Source organism: Pseudomonas entomophila (assembly GCF_018417595.1).
Taxonomy (GTDB): domain Bacteria; phylum Pseudomonadota; class Gammaproteobacteria; order Pseudomonadales; family Pseudomonadaceae; genus Aquipseudomonas; species Aquipseudomonas entomophila_C.
In genome coordinates this window covers 1,794,349-1,818,830 of sequence record NZ_CP070982.1, presented here as the reverse complement: position 1 = coordinate 1,818,830, position 24,482 = coordinate 1,794,349, and the positions used below count along the sequence as shown (strand labels likewise).

Sequence of the window (24,482 nt, the reverse complement as noted above, 5' to 3'; positions counted from 1 at the left end):
ACTGTGGAAGCACACCTTCACGAATGGCTGAACCTGAGCATTCGCTGGGTTCACATGATCACCGGCGTCGCCTGGATCGGTGCATCGTTCTATTTTGTCTGGCTGGAGAACCACCTGAACCGCAGCAACCCGCGCGATGGGTTGTCGGGTGATCTCTGGGCCATCCACGGTGGCGGCATCTACCACCTGGAAAAATACAAGCTGGCACCCCCGAAAATGCCCGAGAACCTGCACTGGTTCAAATGGGAGGCCTACTTCACCTGGATGTCCGGGATCGCCCTGCTGTGCGTGGTGTTCTACTGGAACCCTGCGCTTTACCTGCTGGCACCGGGCAGCACCCTGAGTGGTGCCGAGGGCGTGGCTATCGGTATCGGCTCGCTGATCGCAGGCTGGTTCATCTACGACTTCCTCTGCGATTCGCCCCTGGGCAAGAAGCCTGCCCTGCTCGGCGCCGTGCTGTTCGTGCTGATCATCGCTGCCTGCTGGGGCTTCAGCCTGGTGTTCAGCGGCCGCGGCGCGTACCTGCACACCGGCGCGATCATCGGCACCATCATGGTGGGTAACGTGTTCCGCATCATCATGCCGGCCCAGCGCCAGCTGGTGGCGGCCATCGAGAACAACCAGACCCCGGACCCGGTACTGCCGGCCAAGGGCCTGCTGCGTTCGCGCCACAACAACTACTTCACCCTGCCGGTGCTGTTCATCATGATCAGCAACCACTTCCCGAGCACCTACGGCAGCCAGTACAACTGGCTGATCCTGGCCGGGATCGCGGTGGCCGCGGTACTGATCCGTCACTACTTCAACACCCGCCATGACAGCAACAAGTACGCCTGGACCCTGCCTGTCGGCGCCCTGGCGATGATCTGCCTGGCCTACGTGACCGGCCCGAAACCGCTGCCGACCGCTCCTGAGCAGGCCGCCGCGAAGGTCGAGTACCAACCGCTGCCGGCGACCGCCGTGGGTGGCAAGACGGCTGCCGAACTGCGCGCCGAGGAAGCCGCCAAGCCTGCCGAGGCACCTGCCGCGCAACCGGCCCAGGCCACGGCCCAAGCGGCCACCGGCAACTTTGACAAGATCCACGGCGTGATCCAGGAACGCTGCACCGTGTGCCACTCGGCCAAGCCGACCAGCCCACTGTTCAGCGCCGCCCCGGCCGGCGTGATGTTCGACACCCCGCAGCAGATCCAGGCCCAGGCCGCGCGCATCCAGGCGCAGGCCGTCGCCAGCCAGATCATGCCGCTGGGCAACATCACCCAGATGACCGTTGAAGAACGCAAGCTGGTCGGCGACTGGATCGCCGCTGGCGCGCGGGTCAACTGATCGCGACACCCCGTTTCAAGACTGCAGGAGCGGCCTTGTGCCGCGATGAGGCCGGCAACCCCGGCCTCTGTTTCAAGCTCCAAGCAACAAGCAAGCATCGAGCGTTCGATATCACCCGGGGACCTGCCGCGTGGTATCGGGCGCTTGGATCCGAGAATAAAAACAAAACTCGAGGTGCTGCATGTCCGAGTCACGCAAGGCGTACATCCCCGTTGCGCCGCCGCGACAGCCCCTGCCCTTGCTCCAACTGATCCTGGTGGGTCTGCAACACGTTCTGCTGATGTACGGTGGCGCCATCGCGGTACCCCTGATCATCGGCCAGGCGGCGGGCTTGTCCCGCGAAGAAGTCGCCTTCCTGATCAACGCCGACCTGCTGGTCGCCGGCGTTGCCACCATCATCCAATCCTTCGGTATCGGCCCCGTGGGCATCCGCATGCCGGTCATGATGGGCGCCAGTTTCGCGGCGGTCGGCAGCATGGTGGCCATGGCCGGTATGCCAGGTGTCGGTTTGCAGGGGATCTTCGGCGCGACCATCGCGGCCGGGTTCTTCGGCATGCTGATCGCGCCGTTCATGTCCAAGGTCGTGCGTTTCTTCCCGCCACTGGTGACCGGCACGGTCATCACCTCCATTGGCTTGTCGCTGTTCCCGGTGGCGGTCAACTGGGCCGGTGGCGGCCATGAGGCGCAAGCCTTCGGCGCGCCGATCTACCTGATGGTGGCCGGCCTGGTGCTGGCGGTGATCCTGCTGATCAACCGTTTCATGCGCGGCTTCTGGGTCAATGTGTCGGTGCTGGTGGGCATGGGCCTGGGCTATGTGCTCGCCGGTTCCATCGGCATGGTCGACCTGTCAGGCCTGAGCGAGGCGCCGTGGTTGCAGGTGGTCACCCCGCTGCACTTTGGGATGCCGACCTTCAGCCTGGCGCCGATCCTGTCGATGTGCCTGGTGGTGGTGATCATCTTCGTCGAGTCCACCGGCATGTTCCTCGCCCTGGGCAAGGTGACCGACCGTGAAGTAACGCCAGGGATGCTGCGCCGCGGCCTGCTGTGCGATGCCGGCGCGTCGTTCATCGCCGGTTTCTTCAACACCTTCACCCACTCCTCGTTCGCTCAGAACATCGGCCTGGTGCAGATGACCGGGGTACGCTGCCGCTACGTCACGGTGATGGCCGGCGCCCTGCTGATCCTGCTCAGCCTGCTGCCCAAGGCGGCCTTCCTGATCGCCTCGATCCCGCCTGCGGTACTGGGCGGCGCGTCCATCGCCATGTTCGGCATGGTCACCGCCACCGGGATCAAGATCCTCCAGGAGGCGGACATCTCCGACCGGCGCAACCAACTGCTGGTCGCGGTCAGCGTCGGCTTCGGCCTGATCCCCGTGGTCCGCCCGGAGTTCTTCGCGCAGATGCCGCAGTGGATGGAACCCATCACCCACAGTGGCATCGCCATGGCCACCCTCAGCGCCCTGGTGCTGAACCTGCTGTTCAACATCCTCGGTGGCGCCGAGCGCGCCGTGCACAACGAGGCCTGTCACCCGCATTGAGTGACCGGGGCGGCATTCATGTGCCGCCCCACTTCAGACACGCTGCAACCGCTTGACCGTCGGCCCGCCGGAATGGGCCGCCCGGGGCGCCTGCGCGCCGAAAAAGCCCCAAACAAAAACAATAAGTCCGGGAACCACAACATGAAGCGCATCACCACGTCCGTTCTGCTGGGCAGCAGCCTGCTGGCCACCCTCCCCTGCCACGCTGGCGAATGGCTGCAATGGCACGGCGAAAGCCTGACCTACCTGTACGGCAAGGATTTCAAGATCAACCCCGATATCCAGCAGACCGTCACCTTCGAACACGCCAACAAGTGGAAGTACGGCGACACCTTCCTGTTCGTCGACAAGATTTTCTACAACGGCAAGGCCGACCCCGGCAAAGGCGTCACCACCTACTACGGTGAATTCAGCCCGCGCCTGTCGTTCGGCAAGATCTTCGAGCGCAAGCTGGCCTTCGGCCCGGTCAAGGACGTGCTGCTGGCCATGACCTACGAGCGTGGCGAGGGCGACAACGAGGCCTACCTGATCGGCCCCGGCTTCGACCTGGACATCCCCGGCTTCAACTACTTCACCCTGAACTTCTATGTGCGCAACACCGAGGGCAGCCGCCCGGGCGACAACGTCTGGCAAATCACCCCCGGCTGGTCGTACACCATACCTGTGGGCAGGTCGGACATCCTGATCGACGGTTACATGGATTGGGTCACCGACAACGACCAGACCCGCCGCGGCACCTACCACGCCAACCTGCACTTCAACCCACAGGTCAAGTACGACCTGGGCAAGGCCCTGAACCTAGGCGCCAAGCAACTCTATGTGGGCTTCGAGTACAGCTACTGGAAGGACAAGTACGGCATCGACAGCCGCGGCAACCTGGACAGCAATCAGAGCGTCGCCAGTGCACTGATCAAAGTGCATTTCTGATAACCTGACCGAACGCCCAACTTTGCAGCACCGTGCTCCAGGACGGAGCACTTGAGGTACGGCGCGCAAGCCAGTAATCTGCGCGCCCCCTCGATCAGGGCAGGACGGATCCTGCCTGCGTTTACTGACCGCTCAGTCAATGAATTCGGGCGGTTGGCCAACGTGTTGCCAGCCTGAGACACCCTTTTCATCCGTTCAGAAAGACGTCGAGCAGGATGGTTGTGCCCAACGCGGAAAAGTTGGCGCAGCTCTTGCCAAACAGCTGTGGCCAATCGAAAAAAGCTGACCCAAAAGACAAGAATGGCGCCCGAGCGCTGACAACAGATCCAAATCAAGGGAGCGACACACGCAATGCGTACCATCAACAGCCTGATCCTCGCCGGTGGCCTGCTGGCCTGTGGCGCCAGCCAAGCCGGTGACCTGCTGCAATGGCAGAACAACAGCCTGACCTACCTGTGGGGCAAGAACTTCAAGGTCAACCCCGAGACCCAGCAAACCTTCACCTTCGAACACGCCGACGCGTGGAAGTACGGCGACAACTTCATCTTCGTCGACAAGATCTTCTACCAGGGCAAGAAGGACGCCAACAACGGCCCCAACACCTACTACGGCGAGATCAGCCCGCGCCTGTCGTTCGGCAAGATCTTCGACCAGAAACTCGAGTTCGGCCCGGTGAAGGACGTTTTGCTAGCGATGACCTACGAGTTCGGCGAGGGTGACACCGAGTCCTACCTGATCGGCCCTGGCTTCGACCTCGCCATCCCCGGCTTCGACTACTTCCAGCTGAACTTCTACCAGCGCACCACCGACGGCAGCCGCCCAGGTGACAATGTCTGGCAGATCACCCCGGTCTGGTCCTACACCATCCCCGTGGGTTCGTCCGACGTGCTGATCGACGGCTTCATGGACTGGGTGGTGGACAACGACGAGAACCGTCGTGGCACCTACCAGGCCAACCTGCACTTCAACCCGCAGATCAAGTACGACCTGGGCAAGGCCCTGCACCTGGGCGAGAAGCAGTTGTACGTGGGTATCGAGTACGACTACTGGAAGAACAAGTACGGCATCAAGGACAGCGATGGTTTCACCACCGACCAGAACACCGCGAGCTTGCTGGTCAAAGTTCACTTCTGATCGTGAAACGAAACAGCGCCTTTTCAAATAGGCGCTGTTTCTTTCAAAAATGCAAGAATCAACCTACAACTAAGTAGGAAACTTCCTACCCAGCGTAGAACTTGTCTTCCAGATCAACAGCAAGGCACCAGGCAAAAACCCACCCAGCACCATCAACAGCACCTCTACCTGATGGTGTTCGAGCACTCGCCAGATATCGAGCATCAGCATCACCGCCTTGATCGCCACGGCCACCCCAAACATCGCGCAGCACTTGAACAAGCCCGTCACAGTCGTGTCGCGAAGCACAAACCGCATGCCCAGCAGCCCCCAGGCCAGCGCCGTGAGCAGATACAACGCAAGATGATAAACGTCGTAGGTCAGAACTTGACCGAACATGATGACCTCCCCGATACGGATCGCATTTAAAAAGCCCGCACAATTAAAGTCGATATCCCTACACGACCCGCCTATTTTTGACATTTTTTTTGCAACTGCTCAGCTAGTCTGCTTGTCTTCCTGCACCCAATATGGACATAGGCCAATTTCATGCGTACCCCGCTCGCCGCTCCCTGGCGTTTCCTGCTATTACTCTGCTCGACCTGGTTCGGCATCTTTCTGTTGACCCGTGTGGTCCTGCTGGCAACCCATGTCGATGAGTTCAGCGGCAGCTACCTGTCGGTCTTCCTCAGCGGCGCGCTGTATGACCTGAGCTTTCTGAACTATGCCGCGCTCCCGCTGGGGTTGTACCTGGCACTGTGCCCGACACCCCTGTGGCGCACCCGCACCCACCGCTGGCTGCTACAGGGCGTGCTGGCGGCGAGTCTGTTCCTGATGCTGTTCGTCGCGGCGGCCGAGTGGCTGTTCTGGGACGAGTTCGGCGTACGCTTCAACTTCATCGCCGTGGACTACCTGGTGTACTCCAAGGAAGTCCTGGACAACATTCGCGAGTCCTACCCCCTGCCCACGCTGCTGGGCAGCCTGGCGGTGGCGGCGCTGCTGCTCACCCTGCTGCTGCGCAGGCCGCTGACCCGTGCCCTCGCAGCCCCCGCGATCACCGGCCGCCAGCGCCTGGCGGGCCTCTGCGTGCTGGCGGGTCTGGGCGTTATGGCGGTGCTGGTGATCGACCAGCAGTTCCCCCGCGGCCAGGGCGGCAACGCCTACCAGCGCGAGCTGGCCAGCAACGGCCCGTACCAGTTCTTCGCCGCCTTCCGCAACAACGAACTGGACTACACCCAGTTCTACGCCAGCCTTGGCGCGGATGCAGTCGGTGCACAAATGCACCAGGAACTGGCCGCCAGCAATGCCCGCTTCGAGCCCCGCGAGGCCCAGGACATCCGCCGCCACATCAGCGCCAGCGGAGAACTGCGCAAGCCAAACATCATCCTGGTGACCATCGAGAGCTTCAGCGCCAAGTACATGGGCAGCAACGGCCACCCGGAGAACCTCACGCCCAACCTCGATGCACTGCGCACCCAAAGCCTGTACTTCAACAACTTCTACGCCACCGGCACCCGCACCGACCGCGGCCTGGAAGCCATCACCCTGTCGATCCCGCCCACCCCCGGCCGCTCGATCGTCAAGCGCATCGGTCGCGAAAGCGGCTATGCCAGCCTCGGCCAACAGTTGGCGGCGGTCGGCTATGACGCGGTGTACGTCTACGGCGGGCGCGGCTACTTCGACAACATGAACGCCTTCTTCAGCGGCAACGGCTACCGCATCGTCGACCAGAGCAGCGTCGACGAGAGCGAAATCAGCTTCAAGAATGCCTGGGGCATGGCCGACGAGGATTTGTATCGCCAGGCGATCAAGCTGGCCGATACCGATCACGCCGCGCAGAAGCCGTTCTTCCTGCAGCTGATGACCACCTCCAACCACCGCCCGTACACCTACCCCGACGGTCGTATCGACATCCCTTCGGGCGACGGGCGCGAAGGCGCGGTGAAATACACCGACTACGCCATCGCCCAATTCCTGCGCCAGGCTAAAGAAAAACCCTGGTTCGACAACACCCTGTTCGTGTTTGTCGCCGACCACACCGCAGGCAGCGCCGGCAAGGAAGACCTGCCGGTCAACAACTACCAGATTCCGCTGTGGATCTACGCACCGAAAATGATCGCGCCGCAGGAAAACCCGAAGCTGGCCAGCCAGATCGACCTGGCGCCCACCCTGCTCGGCCTGCTCAACCTGAGCTACACCTCGACGTTCTTCGGTCGTGACCTGCTGCGTGACGACGTGTTGCCGCCACGGGTGTTGATCGGCAATTACCAGCACCTGGGGCTGTTCGACGGCAAGGACCTGGCGATCCTCAGCCCACGTGGCGGCCTGCGCGTGCACGAAGATGCGCTGGGCAACAGCCGCGAGACGAACGTGGGTGAGGATAACCCGCTGGTACGCCGGGCGATCGCCTATTACCAGAGCGCCGCTTACGGCTTCAGCAAGGGTTTGCTGGCGTGGAAGCCAGAAGAGAAAGGTGTCGCTGTCAGCCCTTGAGGCTTTGCTTCAAGGGCGGTTCGCTGGCTTGCCGGCGAACCGCCCTTTCAACCTCAGCGAGCAGGTCGCACGACCCGCCAGAGCTTGCCCACCACCGCGACCACGGCCAGCACAACGGCTCCGGCCACCACACCGGCGACACCGTTGAGCACGGCCCCGGTCAGCGCCCCGCCCCGCCCATCGGCGAACGCTTCGATGGCATGGTGCAACGGCGCGATGCCATGCACCAGGATGCCGCCGCCGACCAGGAACATGGCGGCGGTACCGACCACCGACAGGCCCTTCATCATGTACGGCGCGGCGCGCAGGATGCCGCCACCGATGGCGCGAGCCAGGCCCGAGGACTTCTGGGTCATCCACAACCCAAGGTCGTCGAGCTTGACGATACCGCCCACCAAGCCATAGACACCGATGGTCATGACGACGGCGATGCCCGACAGCACGACGATCTGCTGGCTCAACGGCGCGTCGGCCACGATTCCCAGGGTAATGGCGATGATCTCGGCGGACAGGATGAAGTCGGTGCGCACCGCGCCCTTGATCTTGCTTTTCTCATACGCCACCAAGTCGACATTGGCGTCGGCCAGGGCTTCCTTGCGCGCCTCGTGCTGCGCCTCGTCCTCTTCCTTGCTGTGCAGGAACTTGTGCGCCAGCTTCTCGAAACCTTCGAAGCACAGGTAGGCGCCACCGACCATCAGCAGGGGAACGACCGCCCAGGGGATGAAGGCACTGATCAACAGCGCCGCCGGCACCAGGATCGCCTTGTTCACCAGCGAGCCCTTGGCCACCGCCCAGACCACCGGAATTTCCCGGTCGGCGCGCACGCCGGTGACCTGCTGGGCATTGAGCGCCAGGTCGTCGCCCAGCACCCCCGCGGTCTTCTTTGCCGCGACCTTGGTCATTACCGAGACATCGTCCAGTACCGTGGCGATATCGTCGATCAGTACCAGTAGACTGCTTCCTGCCATGTTTGCCTGTATCCAGTGGGGTGAAAGGCCCGGATTCTAGCGCAAAGTCGCTGCCTTGAGCGCTTGTCCGGGGCGGTGCTAACATGCGCGATCCCTCTTGGAGGGCGGCCAGACACGAGGAAGATCCCCGACAATGAGCACCATTCGCGAGCGCAACAAGGAATTGATCCTGCGCGCGGCCAGTGAAGAATTCGCCGACAAGGGCTTCGCCGCCACCAAGACCAGCGATATCGCGGCCAAGGCCGGCCTGCCCAAGCCCAACGTGTACTACTACTTCAAGTCGAAGGAAAACCTCTACCGCGAGGTGCTCGAGAGCATCATCGCGCCGATCATGCAGGCCTCGACGCCGTTCAACGCCGACGGCGACCCGAAGGAAGTGCTGAGTTCGTACATCCGCTCGAAGATCCGCATCTCCCGCGACCTGCCCCACGCCTCGAAAGTGTTCGCCAGCGAGATCATGCACGGCGCGCCGCACCTCTCGCCCAGCCAGGTCGAGCAGCTCAACGAGCAGGCCCGGCACAACATCGAGTGCATCCAGCGTTGGATCGAGCGCGGGCAGATCGCCAATGTCGACCCGCACCACCTGATGTTCAGCATCTGGGCAGCGACGCAAACATACGCTGATTTCGACTGGCAGATCGCCGTGGTGACCGGCAAGGCGAAGCTGGCCGACAGTGACTACGACGCGGCGGCGGAGACCATCATCCGCCTGGTGTTGAAAGGCTGCGAGCCCGAGGCGGCCTGATTGATCCGCCGGGGCTGCTTTGCAGCCCCGACATCTCAAGCCTTAAGCCGCCACCCCGGCATCCGCCGTCAGCCCCACTTCCTCGATCGCATTGATCGCGCACTGCTCGTCGATATCCGACGTATCCCCGCTGATCCCCACCGCCCCCAGTACCTTGCCGTCCTGGTCACGGATCAACACCCCGCCCGGCACCGGCACCACCGGCCGCTCGCCCACCCCGTTCAGCGCGGCGTAGAACGCCGGCCGCTGCTGCGAGTCCAGCGCCAGCAGGCGCGACCCCTTGCCCAGGGCCACCGCGCCCCAGGCCTTGCCGATGGCGACTTCCGGCCTCAGCAGGCTGGCGCCGTCCTCCCGCTGCAACGCCAGCAGGTGCCCGCCAGCGTCCAGCACCGCCACCGTCAACGGCGCGGCGTTGATCTTGCGGCCTGCGGCCAGCGCGGCATTCACCACGCCAACGGCGACTTTCAGGGTCAATGCGTTCATGAAAAGGTCCTCTTCTTGTTGTGAGAGCCCTGAGGGCAGTTGAAAACCGATAGACAGCATAGAACACAACAAAGACACTATTTGTATACAATTTTCTGACTCAATCGTGACGACCGCGACGAAATGCCGCCTTTCCAGGGCATGACCGATGAGTCAATCCCGCCGACGAAAATGGATTGACCTTTTGCGCCGAGCATGAATACACTCTGTCGCAACGCAAGTTGTATACAATTACAAAATCGATGAGGCACAACCCATGAGCAAAATGAGAGCAATCGATGCAGCCGTTCTGGTCATGCGCCGTGAAGGTGTAGATACCGCGTTCGGCATTCCGGGGGCCGCCATCAACCCGCTGTACTCGGCCCTGAAGAAAGTCGGTGGCATCGATCACGTCCTCGCTCGCCACGTCGAAGGCGCCTCGCACATGGCCGAGGGCTACACCCGTGCCAACCCGGGCAACATCGGTGTATGCATCGGCACCTCTGGCCCTGCCGGCACCGACATGGTCACCGGCCTGTACAGCGCCTCGGCCGACTCCATCCCGATCCTCTGCATCACTGGCCAGGCGCCGCGTGCCCGTCTGCACAAGGAAGACTTCCAGGCTGTCGACATCACCAACATCGTCAAGCCGGTGACCAAGTGGGCGACCACCGTTCTGGAGCCGGGCCAGGTGCCCTACGCCTTCCAGAAGGCCTTCTATGAAATGCGCACCGGCCGCCCAGGCCCGGTGCTGATCGACCTGCCGTTCGACGTACAGATGGCTGAGATCGAGTTCGACATCGACGCCTACGAGCCGCTGCCGGTGCACAAGCCGTCCGCCACCCGCGTACAAGCTGAAAAAGCCCTGGCCCTGCTCAATGACGCCGAACGCCCGCTGCTGGTGGCCGGTGGCGGCATCATCAACGCCGACGCCAGCGACAAGCTGGTCGAATTCGCCGAACTGACCGGCGTGCCGGTGATCCCGACCCTGATGGGCTGGGGCACCATCCCGGACGATCACGCGCAGATGGTCGGCATGGTCGGCCTGCAGACCTCGCACCGCTACGGCAACGCCACCCTGCTCAAGTCCGACCTGGTGTTCGGTATCGGCAACCGCTGGGCCAACCGCCACACTGGCTCCGTCGACGTCTACACCGAAGGCCGCAAGTTCGTGCACGTGGACATCGAACCGACCCAGATCGGCCGCGTGTTCACCCCTGACTTAGGGATAGTCTCCGATGCCGGCAAGGCGCTGGACGTGTTCCTCGAAGTGGCCCGCGAGTGGAAAGCCGCAGGCCTGCTCAAGTGCCGCAAGGCCTGGCTGGAAGACTGCCAGCAGCGCAAGGCCACCCTGCAACGCAAGACCCACTTCGACAACGTGCCGGTCAAGCCGCAGCGCGTGTACGAAGAGATGAACCAGGTGTTCGGCAAGGACACCTGCTACGTCAGCACCATCGGCCTGTCGCAGATCGCCGGCGCGCAGTTCCTGCACGTGTACAAGCCACGCCACTGGATCAACTGCGGCCAGGCCGGCCCGTTGGGCTGGACCATCCCGGCCGCGCTGGGTGTGGTCAAGGCCGATCCGAAGCGCAAGGTGGTCGCGCTGTCCGGTGACTACGACTTCCAGTTCATGATCGAAGAGCTGGCGGTGGGCGCGCAGTTCAACCTGCCGTATGTCCACGTGCTGGTGAACAACGCCTACCTGGGCCTGATCCGCCAGGCCCAGCGTGGCTTCGACATGGATTACTGTGTACAACTGGCCTTCGAGAACATCAATGCCACCGACGCCGCCACCTACGGTGTCGACCACGTCGCCGTGGTCGAGGGCCTGGGTTGCAAGGCCATCCGCGTGTTCGAACCGGCCGACATCGCCCCTGCCCTGCTCAAGGCGCAGAAGATGGCTGAAGAGTTCCGCGTACCGGTGGTGGTCGAAGTGATTCTCGAGCGCGTGACCAACATTTCCATGGGCACCGAGATCAACGCGGTCAACGAGTTCGAAGACCTCGCCCTGGTGGGCAACGACGCGCCAACCGCCATCTCGCTGCTGGACTGATCGCCTGACGCCCCCGCGCCTTGCGCGGGGGTCTTCAACGCAAGGAGACGACTTATGCCTCGCTTCGCCGCCAACCTGTCCATGCTGTTCACCGAGCAGGACTTCCTGGCCCGCTTCAAGGCCGCCGCCGACGCCGGCTTCAGCGGTGTCGAATACCTCTTCCCGTACGATTTCAGCGCCAATGAAATCAAGCAGCAGCTCGATGCCCACGGCCTGACGCAAGTGCTGTTCAACCTGCCTGCGGGTGACTGGTCGAAAGGTGAGCGCGGCATCACCTGCCACCCGGATCGCGTCGAAGAGTTCCGCGCCGGCGTCGACAAGGCCATCGCGTACGCCAAGGTGCTGGGCAACACCCAGGTCAACGCCCTGGCCGGTATTCGCCCCGAGGGCCTGGACTGCGCCACTGTGCGCAAGACCTTCGTCGAGAACCTGCGCTACGCCGCTGACAAGCTCAAGGCCGCCGGGATCCGCCTGGTCATGGAAATGATCAACACCCGCGACATCCCCGGCTTCTACCTGAACACCACCCAGCAGGCCCTGGAGATCCAGGCCGAGGTGGGCAGCGACAACCTGTTCCTGCAGTACGACATCTACCACATGCAGATCATGGAAGGTGACCTGGCCCGCACCCTGGAAACCAACCTGAAGCTGATCAACCACGTGCAGCTGGCCGACAACCCGGGCCGCCACGAGCCGGGCACCGGCGAGATCAACTACCGCTTCCTGTTCGAGCACCTGGACCGCATCGGCTACCAGGGCTGGGTGGGCGCGGAGTACAAGCCCAAGACCACCACTGAAGCTGGCCTGGGCTGGTTGAAGACCCATAACGCAATTTGAGACGCACGCAGGACCATTGTAGGAGCGGCCTTGAGCCGCGAAAGGGCTGCGCAGCAGCCCCGGCAATTTTCCGGCGTGATTGAGATCGTGGGGCCGCTGCGCGCCCCTTTCGCGGCACAAGGCCGCTCCTACAGGGGCCAGGTCGCCTGTTCATACAAATACAAAGAGGCAGAACTCTCATGGCTAAAATCGGTTTCCTCGGCACCGGCATCATGGGCAAGCCCATGGCCCAGAACCTGCAAAAAGCAGGTCACAGCATCTTCGTATCCACCCACCACGACGCCGCCCCGGCCGACCTGATCGCCGCCGGCGCCGTGGCCCTGGCCAACCCGAAGGAAGTGGCCCAGGAAGCTGAATTCATCATCGTCATGGTGCCGGACACCCCGCAGGTCGAAAGCGTCCTGTTCGGTGAGAACGGTGTCGTCGAGGGCGTCGGCCCGAACAAGGTAGTGATCGACATGAGCTCGATCTCCCCGACTGCCACCAAGGCCTTCGCCGAGAAGATCAAGGCCACCGGCGCCGCCTACCTGGACGCCCCAGTCTCTGGTGGTGAAGTCGGTGCCAAGGCCGCGACCCTGAGCATAATGGTCGGTGGCTGCCCGAAAGCCTTCGAACGTGCCCTGCCGCTGTTCGAAGCCATGGGCAAGAACATCACCCGCGTCGGTGGCAACGGCGATGGCCAGACCGCCAAGGTCGCCAACCAGATCATCGTCGCCCTGAACATCCAGGCCGTCGGCGAAGCCCTGCTGTTCGCCGCCAAGAACGGCGCAGATCCAGCCAAGGTGCGCGAAGCGCTGATGGGCGGCTTCGCCTCGTCGAAGATCCTCGAAGTGCACGCCGAGCGCATGATCAAGGGCACCTTCGACCCGGGCTTCCGCATCAACCTGCACCAGAAGGACCTGAACCTGGCCCTGCAGGGCGCCAAGGAACTGGGCATCAACTTGCCCAACACCTCCAACGCCCAGCAAGTGTTCAGCACCTGCGTGGCACTGGGCGGTGGCAACTGGGACCACTCGGCGCTGATCAAGGGCCTGGAGCACATGGCCAACTTCTCGATCCGCGACGACAAGTAAACCTGTACCGGCCCTTCGCGGATGAATCCGCTCCTACAGGTTGATCCGAACGCAATGAATGGCCTGTAGGAGCGGATTCATCCGCGATGCGGCCAACACCGATGAACCTGCAACCACAGGTCCATGAGGTGGCACCGAGCAACACCCGCCCCTGGTTCGGCCTGCACGGAGGCAGTTCCAGGGGCGTTTTCGATTCTGCAGAACAACAAGAATTTTGGGAGCCTGCCATGTCGGTCGATCCACAAGAACTCCTGCGCGAACTGTTCGACACAGCCATCGCCGCCGCCCACCCCCGCCAGGTCCTGGAACCCTGCCTGCCCGCCGACCGCAGCGGCCGGGTCATCGTCATCGGCGCCGGCAAGGCCGCTGCGGCCATGGCCGAAGTGGTCGAGAAGTGCTGGCAAGGTGAAGTCTCCGGCCTGGTGGTCACCCGCTACGGCCATGGCGCCAGCTGCCAGAAGATCGAGGTGGTCGAAGCCGCCCACCCGGTCCCCGATGCCGCAGGCCTCGCCGTGGCCAAGCGCGTGCTGGCGCTGGTCAGCAACCTGAGCGAAGACGACCGCGTCATCTTCCTGCTTTCCGGTGGTGGTTCCGCACTGCTGGCACTGCCCGCCGAAGGCCTGACCCTGGCCGACAAGCAGCAGATCAACAAGGCCCTGCTCAAGTCCGGCGCCACCATCGGCGAGATGAACTGCGTGCGCAAGCACCTCTCGGCAATCAAGGGCGGTCGCCTGGCCAAGGCCTGCTGGCCGGCCACGGTGTACACCTATGCGATTTCCGACGTGCCGGGCGACCTCGCCACGGTCATCGCCTCCGGCCCCACCGTGGCCGACCCGAGCACCTCGGCCGAAGCACTGGCGATCCTCAAGCGCTACGGCATCGAAGCACCGAAGGCGGTCATCGACTGGCTGAACAACCCAGCCTCGGAAACCGTCAAGGCCGACGACCCCGCTCTCGCCCGCAGCCACTTCCAGCTCATTGCCAAGCCCCAGCAGTCGCTGGAGGCCGCGGCGGTGAAAGCCCGCCAGGCCGGTTTCAGCCCGCTGATCCTCGGTGACCTGGAGGGTGAGTCCCGCGAGGTGGCGAAGGTGCATGCCGGCATCGCCCGCCAGATCGTGCTGCATGGCCAGCCGCTGAAGGCGCCCTGCGTGATCCTGTCCGGTGGCGAGACCACCGTCACCGTGCGCGGCAACGGCCGTGGCGGGCGCAACGCCGAGTTCCTGCTCAGCCTCACCGAAAGCCTCAAGGGCCTGCCGGGCGTGTATGCCCTGGCCGGCGATACCGACGGCATCGATGGGTCCGAAGACAACGCCGGCGCCTTCATGACCCCGGACAGCTACGCCCGCGCCGAGGCCCTGGGCCTGTCGGCCAGCGACGAGCTGGACGACAACAACGGCTACGGCTACTTCGAGGCGCTCGATGCGCTGATCGTCACCGAGCCGACCCGCACCAACGTCAACGACTTCCGCGCCATCCTGATCCTCGAGACCCCGCAATCATGACGCCTGATAAAAAAGTCAAAATCCTCGCCACCCTCGGGCCTGCGATCAAAGGCATCGATGACATCCGCCAGTTGGTCGAAGCCGGGGTGAACATCTTCCGCCTCAACTTCAGCCACGGCGAACACACCGACCACGCCCTGCGCTACCAGTGGATCCGCGAAGTCGAGCAGCAGCTCAACTATCCGCTGGGTATCCTCATGGACCTGCAGGGCCCGAAACTGCGGGTAGGCCGCTTCGCCGAAGGCAAGGTGCAGCTGCAACGCGGCCAGGCCTTGCGCCTGGACCTGGACCAGACCCCGGGCGACAGCCGTCGGGTCAACCTGCCGCACCCGGAGATCATCGCCGCGCTGGAACCCGGCATGGACCTGCTGCTGGACGACGGCAAGCTGCGCCTGCGGGTGACCGCCAAGCACAGCGACGCCATCGACACCGAAGTGCTGGCCGGCGGCGAACTGTCCGACCGCAAGGGGGTCAACGTGCCCCAGGCGGTGCTGGACCTCTCCCCGCTCACCGAGAAGGACCGCCGCGACCTGGCCTTCGGCCTGGAACTGGGCGTGGACTGGGTGGCCCTGTCGTTCGTGCAGCGCCCCGAAGACATCACCGAGGCCCGCCAGTTGATCGGCGACCGTGCCTACCTGATGGCCAAGATCGAGAAACCCTCGGCGGTCGAGCAACTGCAAGCTATCGCCGAGCTGTCCGACGCGATCATGGTCGCCCGTGGCGATCTGGGCGTTGAAGTGCCGGCCGAGAGCGTGCCGCAGATCCAGAAACGTATCATCGGCACCTGCCGCCAGCTGGGCAAACCCGTGGTGGTGGCCACCCAGATGCTCGAGTCGATGCGTTTCTCCCCGGCCCCGACCCGCGCCGAAGTCACCGACGTGGCCAACGCCGTGGCCGAAGGCGCGGACGCAGTGATGCTGTCGGCCGAAACGGCTTCGGGCGACTACCCGCTGGAGGCGGTGCAGATGATGAGCAAGATCATCCGCCAGGTGGAGAACGGCCCGGACTACCAAGCCCAGCTCGACGTCGGCCGGCCCAAGGCCGAGGCGACCGTGTCCGACGCCATCAGCTGTGCGATCCGCCGTATCAGCGGCATCCTGCCGGTGGCGGTGCTGGTCAATTACAGCGAGTCGGGGGCCTCGACCCTGCGCGCCGCCCGCGAGCGGCCACGGGCGCCGATCCTCAACCTGACGCCGAACCTGAACACCGCCCGCCGCCTGAGCGTGACCTGGGGCGTGCACTCGGTGGTCAACGACCGCCTGCGCCAGGTCGACGAGGTGGTCTCCACCGCACTGGAGATCGCCCAGGCGCAAGGCATGGCCAGCCGTGGCGACACGCTGCTGATCACCGCCGGTGTGCCTTTCGGCAAGCCAGGTTCGACTAATACGCTGCGGATCGAGACGTTGGTCTAAAGCCATCTCGTTTTTGCTGTGGGAGCGGGTTTACCCGCGAATGCGTCGGTAGATTCAACATCGCATTCGCGGGTAAACCCGCTCCCACAGGGATAGCAACACTGGCAACCATTGCGGACAAACCGAGGCCCGAAGAGGCCCACCGCTTCCCCCTCAACTTCATTGACTGCCCATGTACACCAAGAATTTCGTCAACCCGTGCCCCGACTGGGCCACGGCGCTGCTCAACGGCTTCAGCCAGGTGCTGCTGCTGCGCAACCCCCTGTGCGGCCTGTGCTGCCTGCTGGCCATCCTGCTGACCGCCCCCGACCTGGTCGGCGGCGCCCTGCTCGGTGCCCTGGCCGGCCTGCTCACCGCCCAGCGCCGTGGCTACGACCGCGCTGATCGCCAGGCCGGGCTGTACTGCTACAACGGCGTGCTGATCGGCCTGCTGATCAGCGCCGTGTTGCCCTGGTCGGCGATCCTGCCGCCGCTGATCATCGCCGCCGGCGGCCTGTCGAGCATGCTCACCCACCAATGGCGCAAGCGCGGCGGCAAGCTGCTGGTCGCCTACACCGCCCCCTTCGTACTGCTGGGTTGGGCCACCCTGCTGATGGCGACACCCTCGGCCAACGGCTACGTCGAGGCCGATCCGGTGTATGCCCTGCTGCGTGGCGTGGGCCAGATCTTCCTGCTGGACAAGCCCATGGCCGGCCTGCTGATCGTCATCGGCATGTACTTCGCCAACCCGTATGCCGCCACCTGGGCGGTGATCGGCTCGGCAATCGGCGGTGGCGTCGCGCTGCTGGCCGGTGAAGCACAGGGCGCCTGGTTGGGCCTGTATGGCTTCAACGCGGCGCTGGCGGCCCTGGCCTTCAGCCGCCAGGGTGAGAAACCTTGGATGACCCTGCTGGCGATCGCCTGCGCGCTGCTGCTGCAACCGTTGTTCAGCTTGCTGCCCATCGCCGGGCTGACCGCGCCGTTCGTGACCGCCTGCTGGCTGATGCACCTGGGCAACCACCTGCTGCAACTCAACCAGCGCCGCAACGCGCCTCGCTTGCACAGCTGAAACACAGCCCCTAGGCTCTGCCCATTCGCATAATGGAACGCGCCCATGGACAACCCTTCGAGCTTGCGCGAGCGGCTCTACGTCATCGTCTTCCAGACCGACACCGTTGCTGGAAGACGCTTCGACAAGATCCTTCTGCTGATCATCCTGGCCAGCCTGGTCACGGTGATCCTCGACAGCATCGACGACGTGCACCGCAACTACGCCGGACTGCTGGCGGGTATCGAATGGGGCTTCACGGCCATCTTTCTCGCCGAGTACATCACCCGCCTGTACTGCTCGCCCAAGCCGCTGCGCTACGCCTTCAGCTTCTACGGGCTGGTCGACCTGCTGGCGATCGTGCCGGGCATCCTCGCCCTGTACTACAGCGACGCCCAGTACTTGCTGATCATCCGCGTGATCCGCATGCTGCGGATCTTCCGCGTGCTCAAGCTCAGCCCCTACCTGAAGCAGGCCCACTACCTGCTGGCGGCGCTGCAGGGCAGCAAGCAGAAGATCATCGTGTTCCTGGTCAGCGTGTCGACCCTGGTCACCGTGTTCGGCACACTGATGTATGTGATCGAAGGGCCGGAGCATGGCTTTACCAGCATCCCCAAGGGCATTTACTGGGCCATCGTCACCCTGACCACCGTGGGCTTCGGCGATATCGTGCCGAAGACGCCGCTGGGGCAGGTGCTGTCGTCGCTGGTGATGATCACTGGTTATTCGATCATTGCCGTGCCCACCGGCATCTTCACCGCCGAACTGGCCAATGCCCTGCGCGGCGAACAGCTGCAGCACGACTGCCCGACCTGCGCCAAGCATCACCATGAGCATGGCGCGGCGTTCTGTTCGCGGTGTGGCAATGCGTTGTTCCCCAAGCAGTGAAGGTGACGGTGCTGACGCCATCGCGGCTGAAGCCGCTCCTACAGGTTCTGCGCAAATGTGCAGGAGCGGCTTCAGCCGCGATAGGGCCTGCACCGACAACGACATAACCAAAGACCGTTTTGTTCTTTAACCCGCGCAAAGCCACCCGCTATAGTCGCTGGCAAATCGCCAACCCTTTGAACCAGAACAAGGAATGCCCCCAGTGAAAAAACTTTTCAGCGCCTCGCTGCTCGCCGCAGGCCTGGCCCTGGGCAACCTCGCCCAGGCCGCTCCCACCCTGCTCAACGTCTCCTACGACGTGATGCGCGACTTCTACAAGGACTACAACCCGGCGTTCCAGAAGCACTGGGATAAAGAGCACAACGAGAAGGTCAATGTGCAGATGTCCTTCGGCGGCTCGAGCAAGCAGGCGCGCGCGGTGATCGATGGCCTGCCGGCCGACGTGATCACCATGAACATGGCCACCGACATCAACGCCCTGGCCGACAACGGCAAGCTGGTGCCGGACAACTGGGTGACGCGCCTGCCGAACAACAGCGCGCCGTTCACCTCGGCCACCGTGTTCATCGTGCGCAAGGGCAACCCGAAAGCGCTGAAGGACTGGCCAGACCTGCTCAAGGACGGCGTGCAGGTGATCGTGCCCAACCCCAAGACCTCGGGTAACGGCCGCTACACCTACCTCTCGGCCTGGGGCTACGTGCTCAAGCAAGGCGGTGACGAAAGCAAGGCCCGCGACTTCGTCGGCAAGCTGTTCAAGCAGGCGCCGGTGCTCGACACCGGTGGCCGCGCCGCCACCACCACCTTCATGACCAACCAGATTGGTGATGTGCTGGTGACCTTCGAGAACGAAGCCGAGATGATCGCCCGCGAGTTCGGCCGCGACCAGTTCGAAGTGATCTACCCGAGCGTGTCGGCCGAAGCCGAACCGCCAGTGAGCGTGGTCGACAAGGTGGTGGCGAAGAAAGGCACCCAGGCCGTGGCCGAGGAGTACCTGAAGTACCTGTGGTCGCCGGAGGCCCAGGAGATCGCCGCCAACAACTACCTGCGCCCACGTGACGCCGCAGTGCTGGCCAAGTACACCGACCGCTTCCCGAAAGTCGACTTCCTGTCGGTGGAGAAGACTTTCGGTGACTGGCGCACCGTGCAGAAGACCCACTTCAACGACGGTGGCGTGTTCGACCAGATCTACACCAACAAGTAAACGCCTTCGCCAGCAAGCCGGCCCCTGCAGGCCCAAGCAACCTCTTGTAGGAGCCAGCTTGCTGGCGAACAGCATTTCAAGCCTGCGAACGAAACACCAATGCCTTCAACCCACCCTCGGGGTCGGCATCCGGAAATTCTGGCGGGTTCTCCAGCCGTTCGACAAACGCCAGTTCCGGCGCTTGCTCGGCCATGCCATCGATCAGGAACTGCGGCCCGATCCCCGGGTCGTTGACACAGGCCAGCACCGTCCCACCCTCGCTCAACAACTCCGGCAACCGCCGCAGGATCTTGCCGTAGTCCTGGGTCAGCACGAAGCTGCCGCGCTGAAAGGTCGGCGGGTCGATGATGATCAGGTCGTACGGCCCATACTTGCGTACCTTGCCCCACGACTTGAACAGCTCATGCCCCAGGTAGGCGACCCGCGAAGCGTCATGGCCGTTGAGCCTGTGGTTGTCGCGGCCACGGGACAATGCCGACTTGGCCATGTCCAGGTTGACCACCTGCTCGGCGCCGCCGGCGATCGCCGCCACGGAGAAACCGCAGGTATAGGCGAACAGGTTGAGCACCCGCTTGCCCGCCGCCTGCTCGCGCACCCAGCGACGCCCATAACGCATGTCGAGGAACAGGCCGTTGTTCTGCCGCACGCCGAGGTCGAGCAGGTACGCAAGCCCATCCTCGACCACCTCGCGCTGCTGGCAGGGCTCGCCCAGCAGCCATTGGCCGGGGCTGTCGGGCAAGTAGCGGTGTTGCAGGAGAATGGCCTGGCCTGCCCACTGCGGGCGTTGCGCCAGGGCCTTGAGCATTTCCTCCAGCTCAGCCAGCTGGCCCTCGGGCGGCTCGCGGAACAGCGCCACCAGCAGCACGCCATCCAACCAGTCGACGGTGATCTGTTCCAGCCCCGGCCAGCAACGGCCACGGCCATGAAACAGGCGGCGGGTTTCCTGGGGTGCGGGATCGAGGGCGGCGAGCAGGTGCTGCTCGAGGGTGGCGATGGTCGGGGTCATGGTCGGCTTGGGTCAGGCAAAACCGACATTCTAACCGCTTGTGCCGCAACTGGCCGCCTGGATGACGATAGCGCGCAAGCAACAAGGGCGACCCGAGGGTCGCCCTTGTTGAATTGCCAGTCACCTTGCGGGACGGGAACGCTTACTTGCTCTCTTTGGCGATGGTGCCCAGCGACGCGTCCTTGACCAGGTAGCGACCTTCGAGATCGCTCAGCACCTTGAGGTTGTTGCGCGCCATGACCAGGCCCATTTCAACTTCCTGCTTGAGGTAGATGACTTCACCCGCCTTCACGTTGACCGTCATGTCAGCCCAGTTCTCGGCCTTGGAGCTGATCACGTGCTTGCCCGGCGTCACGTAGAAGTAGATGTACTGGTTGCCACGGTTGTAGCCCATTTCCGAGTCGGCTTCCTTGTCATCGAGGAAGACATTGAAGCGCACCATCATCCCGGTGGTGCTGGGGCGGACCACATAGACCAGGCCCTTGTCGGCTACCGCGGCCTTGGGCAGCGTGTAATGCGCGACTTCCGCCTGCATCTTGTCCACCGAAGGGGCCGAGGCGCAACCGTACAGCAGGGCGACGGAAAGGACGGCGGCAGCTTTGAACAGGGTCTTGATCACAGGGTCTTCCTTGCGTACGGAAAGGGTCGTCATTGGCGCAGGGTGGCCAGGGAGGCGCGATATTAATTCGCCATCATTCTGGCGTCAATCTACTGCCCACCCCGCCGGCCTGGCGCTGCCGACTTAAGTAACACTGACGGCGAGGAGGTTGAAGGTGTGCCTATGTTGAGCGCGTTTCGAGTGCCATAATCTGATGCACCTCTGGCATGGGTCCAGTAAGGCCAGGACATCAGCAAGGGCAATCCTCATGCATCCCGTCATACAGCACCGCTGGGATATCAGCCCGAGCGACGCCATCACGCTTCAACAAGCGTTAGCGAAGCAAGTCATCAAAACAGATCAACTGGGGGCTATTTCTCGCATTGCCGGAATAGATGTGGCCTACCACAAAAACAACGACACCCTGATCGCCACAATTGTCGTGCTGGACGCTGAAACGCTGGAGATCATCGAAGCACGTGCCTGGGAAGACACGAGCACATTCCCCTATGTCCCTGGGCTGTTTTCCTTCCGCGAACTGCCATCGATAATAAAACTGTTATCCACGGTAGAAAACCAGCCAGACCTGATCATCTGCGATGGCCAGGGTATAGCGCATCCTCGTCGGCTTGGCCTGGCCTCACACCTGGGTGTACTTTTCGATATCCCCACCATTGGCTGTGGAAAGAGCCGCTATATCGGCGAGTACACCACGCCCGCCGCCGAGCGGGGGGCGAGATCAGACTTGATCGATGGGCCCGAGATCATCGGCGCCGCGCTCCGAACCCAGCACAACATCAAACCTGTGTTTGTTTCGATTGGCCATCGGATCTCATTGGCAACGGCCTGCCAATGGGTTTTGAAAGCGACGCCCAACTACCGGCTACCGGAAACAACACGACTGGCGGATCGCTACGGTAGGCAGTTTCATGAGCAAAACAGCTTGCTCATCGGTTCGCCCAATGCAGCGCCGAATAATTCAATCATTCACAGCACTCAGAATTGAGTCCTTGGCGCCACTCCGAGCTGATGACGCTATGCGTACCTACTCGCCCGATACTCGTACCTGAAGAAACACGACCACTGGGCCATACTCTTGGTCGGAGTTGATGGCCTCCACCTGAAACGTTCTATCAGGGAATCGATCCTTCAATACCATTCGCCAGGACATGGCCAGCACCTTGGACAGTTGCTCGAAAACCGCCTCATTGACCGAAGATCCACACCCGGAAAATACATCGTACAGATGAGTATGATTCAACATCCTTTCAACGCCAGATTTATCGCCTGAACAGTGATCAAGCCATACGTGAAACGCGGCCTCGTCAAACTTCATGGCCAGTATCACCGAATCCTCAAATACAACGAAATCCGGGAAAAGCCATTTGCAAAAAATCAAGCAATCTTCTGGACTCACGACATCCCCGACATAAGAAAATATGTCAATAGACTCAGGCTCCTGCCAGCCGGTTCGCCAAGTCTCAAACTTTTCAAGCCCTGTCATTTCCGCAAACGTAAAAACTTTTTCCATGACAATTTCTCATGTCTGCACGTCATGGGGGCTACGCCTGTGGGAGCAATACCTTTCCATTGAGATACACATCACAACCAGGGCGAAGCATCTGCAATTGTGCACACCCATCACGCCAACAATCAAACCCGCGCTCAGCCGCAACAACTTTCAAATCGTTTAACTGCTCAAGGCGCTTTAAGCACTGCAGCAGCGCAGATGAGCAGTTGACACCATCAAACTCCAATTTTTGGATACGCCGTTCATTCTCGCCACGGAAAAGATAATCGACCACACCATCATCAATCCCACTCCCATTGAGTGAAACCTGACCAGCACACCGCAGCGTGGCGATTTCTATTTTGTCACGCAACACAGGAAACCTAATGTGCTCGGCAACTTTCGGTAAATTGCCGAAATAGTCACCCATCAAAGTCAAACGCTCCAACCCTTCCAACGAAAACTTCAAGGAGAGCATAAAAATATTATTTTGATGAGCCGTCATCGCCTTCAGTCCACCGCCTTCGAACCACTCATAGCTCTGTGGAACCTCTTCCCCGACCTCGACGGTATGCAGTTGGCCATCTGAAAAATACGTGACTTCCTCAATCACCCAACCAAACTCATACAAGCGCTCGCTGACACAAATATCGCCGATGAACTCATAGCAAAATCCATCATAGACCCTGCCCTCCCAGTAAAATTGCTCCCCCGTATAGTCGCGCTCGATTTCGATACCGTCGCGCCCCCTCTCAAGAAAAAAATCGCTACGAATGACATCTACATAGCAACCATCCTCATACACCCTTCCTTCAACCAACTTACCATTTGCGAACGTCAACACCCGCCCGGTGTACGGCACACCTCGAAAAACCCACAACCCGCCCTGATTTCCTATCGCATTTTCCTTGATAATCACGAACATTTCCTTCGCACGGAATCCATGAGAATTTTCTTGCCGCTACCGGCGCAATAAAAATCGGAAGATTTCATCAAGACCCCTCTCCCTAGGCGGCAACCATTTCAACTTCAATACGATCAATGGAATCCCCGAGCACAGCCTCTACACAAACACGCAAACTATCGAACCCTTAAAACAACTTACACCTTCAAACAACAATCACTCCGCATCAATCCCAACAACTTGCCCTCTAGCAAATTTCGGAACGACGCCTAGCCAGGAAGCCTTTCAATGTGCAATCCACCTGCTCCCCTTTCAGACAGACCTCAACAAAAAATCGAAATAAATATCTTACAAATAACAAGCCTCAGCCCTACTACTATCTATAGTAAATCTAGCCACTCACCTGAAGGATTGCGACGCCCCTTCGAAACAAAGCTTTCATACCTCCCCTTATAGCCAGCGACGCTTGCAGGATCAAGACATATAGAAACAAGATCACCCCCTCTTTCCTGCACCGCCAATTCAGTCAATTCAATCCGCACCGGACTGACATTCAAAATCACGCCGGAAAATTCAGCCCTATGGAAAATAAAGCTTTTACCCCCACCCAATGGAAGTATTTTATCTTCAACAGAAAAAATTAATTCCGGACTGGAAACCTCAAATCTATCAGATACTTCATAATTTTCCAGGCAATCCTCCGGAACAATATATAGCTTATAATCGATGATCACCAACCAACCACAAGAGACAACCACCCCACCCACTTTCATGCTTATCTTCCAGCCACAACTGCGTCTCCACAGGAATATAAAATTCAGGCAGGTACGCCAACACCACCTTCAAGGCATCTTCATACTGAATCATTCATCCCGTCCTAAAGCTCTCAACCAGCGGACCCAC

The 24,482-nt window shown here is 61.7% G+C and carries 23 protein-coding genes; 15 read left to right on the top strand and 8 right to left on the bottom strand.

Translation table 11 applies throughout. The features are described from left to right. Positions 1-3 precede the first annotated feature (3 nt). The 4 genes from JYG34_RS08070 (at position 4) to JYG34_RS08055 (ending at position 4,921) form a co-directional block, all read left to right on the top strand. Positions 4-1,323 carry a urate hydroxylase PuuD gene (locus JYG34_RS08070; RefSeq protein ID WP_213660215.1) on the top strand — a complete coding sequence of 440 codons (1,320 nt, stop codon included), beginning with the start codon at positions 4-6 and terminating at the stop codon, positions 1,321-1,323. 181 nt (positions 1,324-1,504) lie between these two features. Beyond that, positions 1,505-2,860 (top strand): nucleobase:cation symporter-2 family protein, encoded by a 1,356-nt coding sequence (locus JYG34_RS08065; protein WP_213660214.1) that lies wholly within the window; start codon positions 1,505-1,507, stop codon positions 2,858-2,860. A 141-nt stretch (positions 2,861-3,001) separates the two neighbouring features. Next, on the top strand, positions 3,002-3,787 hold the full coding sequence (locus tag JYG34_RS08060; protein WP_213660213.1) for an outer membrane protein OmpK: 786 nt from the start codon (positions 3,002-3,004) through the stop codon (positions 3,785-3,787). 351 nt (positions 3,788-4,138) lie between these two features. Next, positions 4,139-4,921 carry an outer membrane protein OmpK gene (locus JYG34_RS08055; RefSeq protein WP_011532939.1) on the top strand — a complete coding sequence of 261 codons (783 nt, stop codon included), beginning with the start codon at positions 4,139-4,141 and terminating at the stop codon, positions 4,919-4,921. Positions 4,922-4,990: 69 nt separating this feature from the next. Here JYG34_RS08055 and JYG34_RS08050 read toward each other — a convergent pair whose 3' ends face one another. Continuing rightward, entirely contained in the window at positions 4,991-5,299 is a 309-nt protein-coding gene (locus JYG34_RS08050) for a hypothetical protein (protein WP_213660212.1), read from the bottom strand. A 150-nt stretch (positions 5,300-5,449) separates the two neighbouring features. Between JYG34_RS08050 and JYG34_RS08045 the strand changes: the two genes are divergently transcribed. Beyond that, entirely contained in the window at positions 5,450-7,393 is a 1,944-nt protein-coding gene (locus tag JYG34_RS08045) for an LTA synthase family protein (protein WP_213660211.1), read from the top strand. Between the two features lie 53 nt (positions 7,394-7,446). Here the strand turns inward: JYG34_RS08045 and JYG34_RS08040 are convergent, their stop codons facing one another. Continuing rightward, the gene (locus tag JYG34_RS08040) at positions 7,447-8,361 is read right to left on the bottom strand and encodes a DUF808 domain-containing protein (protein WP_213660210.1); all 915 of its coding nucleotides are present in this window, start codon (positions 8,359-8,361) and stop codon (positions 7,447-7,449) included. A 133-nt stretch (positions 8,362-8,494) separates the two neighbouring features. Between JYG34_RS08040 and JYG34_RS08035 the strand changes: the two genes are divergently transcribed. After that, on the top strand, positions 8,495-9,106 hold the full coding sequence (locus tag JYG34_RS08035) for a TetR/AcrR family transcriptional regulator (RefSeq protein WP_011532935.1): 612 nt from the start codon (positions 8,495-8,497) through the stop codon (positions 9,104-9,106). Positions 9,107-9,148: 42 nt separating this feature from the next. Here JYG34_RS08035 and JYG34_RS08030 read toward each other — a convergent pair whose 3' ends face one another. Further along, positions 9,149-9,589 carry a GlcG/HbpS family heme-binding protein gene (locus JYG34_RS08030; protein WP_213660209.1) on the bottom strand — a complete coding sequence of 147 codons (441 nt, stop codon included), beginning with the start codon at positions 9,587-9,589 and terminating at the stop codon, positions 9,149-9,151. Between the two features lie 256 nt (positions 9,590-9,845). On the opposite strand from JYG34_RS08030, the gene gcl reads away from it, so the two are divergent. From gcl to JYG34_RS07990, 8 genes are all read left to right on the top strand, one after another. Next, positions 9,846-11,621: a glyoxylate carboligase gene (gene gcl, locus JYG34_RS08025; RefSeq protein WP_213660208.1), complete on the top strand. Its 1,776-nt coding sequence runs from the start codon at positions 9,846-9,848 to the stop codon at positions 11,619-11,621. 54 nt (positions 11,622-11,675) lie between these two features. Next, positions 11,676-12,458, top strand: a complete 783-nt coding sequence (gene hyi / locus JYG34_RS08020) for a hydroxypyruvate isomerase (RefSeq protein WP_213660207.1) — start codon at positions 11,676-11,678, stop codon at positions 12,456-12,458. A gap of 179 nt (positions 12,459-12,637) precedes the next feature. Then, the gene (locus JYG34_RS08015; RefSeq protein WP_011532931.1) at positions 12,638-13,531 is read left to right on the top strand and encodes a 2-hydroxy-3-oxopropionate reductase; all 894 of its coding nucleotides are present in this window, start codon (positions 12,638-12,640) and stop codon (positions 13,529-13,531) included. A gap of 227 nt (positions 13,532-13,758) precedes the next feature. Continuing rightward, entirely contained in the window at positions 13,759-15,033 is a 1,275-nt protein-coding gene (locus tag JYG34_RS08010; RefSeq protein WP_213660206.1) for a glycerate kinase type-2 family protein, read from the top strand. Next, positions 15,030-16,445 carry a pyruvate kinase gene (gene pyk / locus JYG34_RS08005; protein ID WP_213660205.1) on the top strand — a complete coding sequence of 472 codons (1,416 nt, stop codon included), beginning with the start codon at positions 15,030-15,032 and terminating at the stop codon, positions 16,443-16,445. Before JYG34_RS08010 ends, pyk begins: the two co-directional genes overlap by 4 nt. Positions 16,446-16,617: 172 nt before the next feature. Beyond that, positions 16,618-17,493 (top strand): urea transporter, encoded by an 876-nt coding sequence (locus JYG34_RS08000; protein ID WP_213660204.1) that lies wholly within the window; start codon positions 16,618-16,620, stop codon positions 17,491-17,493. A 45-nt stretch (positions 17,494-17,538) separates the two neighbouring features. Next, on the top strand, positions 17,539-18,360 hold the full coding sequence (locus JYG34_RS07995; RefSeq protein WP_213660203.1) for an ion transporter: 822 nt from the start codon (positions 17,539-17,541) through the stop codon (positions 18,358-18,360). Positions 18,361-18,562: 202 nt separating this feature from the next. Next, on the top strand, positions 18,563-19,561 hold the full coding sequence (locus JYG34_RS07990; protein WP_213660202.1) for a sulfate ABC transporter substrate-binding protein: 999 nt from the start codon (positions 18,563-18,565) through the stop codon (positions 19,559-19,561). Positions 19,562-19,637: 76 nt separating this feature from the next. Here the strand turns inward: JYG34_RS07990 and JYG34_RS07985 are convergent, their stop codons facing one another. Together JYG34_RS07985 and JYG34_RS07980 are read right to left on the bottom strand one after the other, a co-directional pair. Beyond that, the gene (locus JYG34_RS07985; protein ID WP_213660201.1) at positions 19,638-20,567 is read right to left on the bottom strand and encodes a class I SAM-dependent methyltransferase; all 930 of its coding nucleotides are present in this window, start codon (positions 20,565-20,567) and stop codon (positions 19,638-19,640) included. Between the two features lie 142 nt (positions 20,568-20,709). Continuing rightward, positions 20,710-21,102 (bottom strand): DUF2846 domain-containing protein, encoded by a 393-nt coding sequence (locus JYG34_RS07980; protein ID WP_213661131.1) that lies wholly within the window; start codon positions 21,100-21,102, stop codon positions 20,710-20,712. Positions 21,103-21,433: 331 nt separating this feature from the next. On the opposite strand from JYG34_RS07980, the gene nfi reads away from it, so the two are divergent. Then, complete coding sequence (gene nfi / locus JYG34_RS07975; protein ID WP_213660200.1) at positions 21,434-22,171, top strand: deoxyribonuclease V; 738 nt, start codon at positions 21,434-21,436, stop codon at positions 22,169-22,171. A gap of 39 nt (positions 22,172-22,210) precedes the next feature. Here nfi and JYG34_RS07970 read toward each other — a convergent pair whose 3' ends face one another. The 3 genes from JYG34_RS07970 to JYG34_RS07960 form a co-directional block, all read right to left on the bottom strand. Next, positions 22,211-22,696: a hypothetical protein gene (locus JYG34_RS07970; protein ID WP_249746227.1), complete on the bottom strand. Its 486-nt coding sequence runs from the start codon at positions 22,694-22,696 to the stop codon at positions 22,211-22,213. Between the two features lie 31 nt (positions 22,697-22,727). Beyond that, positions 22,728-23,594, bottom strand: a complete 867-nt coding sequence (locus JYG34_RS07965; protein ID WP_213660199.1) for a hypothetical protein — start codon at positions 23,592-23,594, stop codon at positions 22,728-22,730. Between the two features lie 365 nt (positions 23,595-23,959). Further along, the gene (locus JYG34_RS07960; protein ID WP_213660198.1) at positions 23,960-24,352 is read right to left on the bottom strand and encodes a hypothetical protein; all 393 of its coding nucleotides are present in this window, start codon (positions 24,350-24,352) and stop codon (positions 23,960-23,962) included. Positions 24,353-24,482 lie beyond the last annotated feature (130 nt).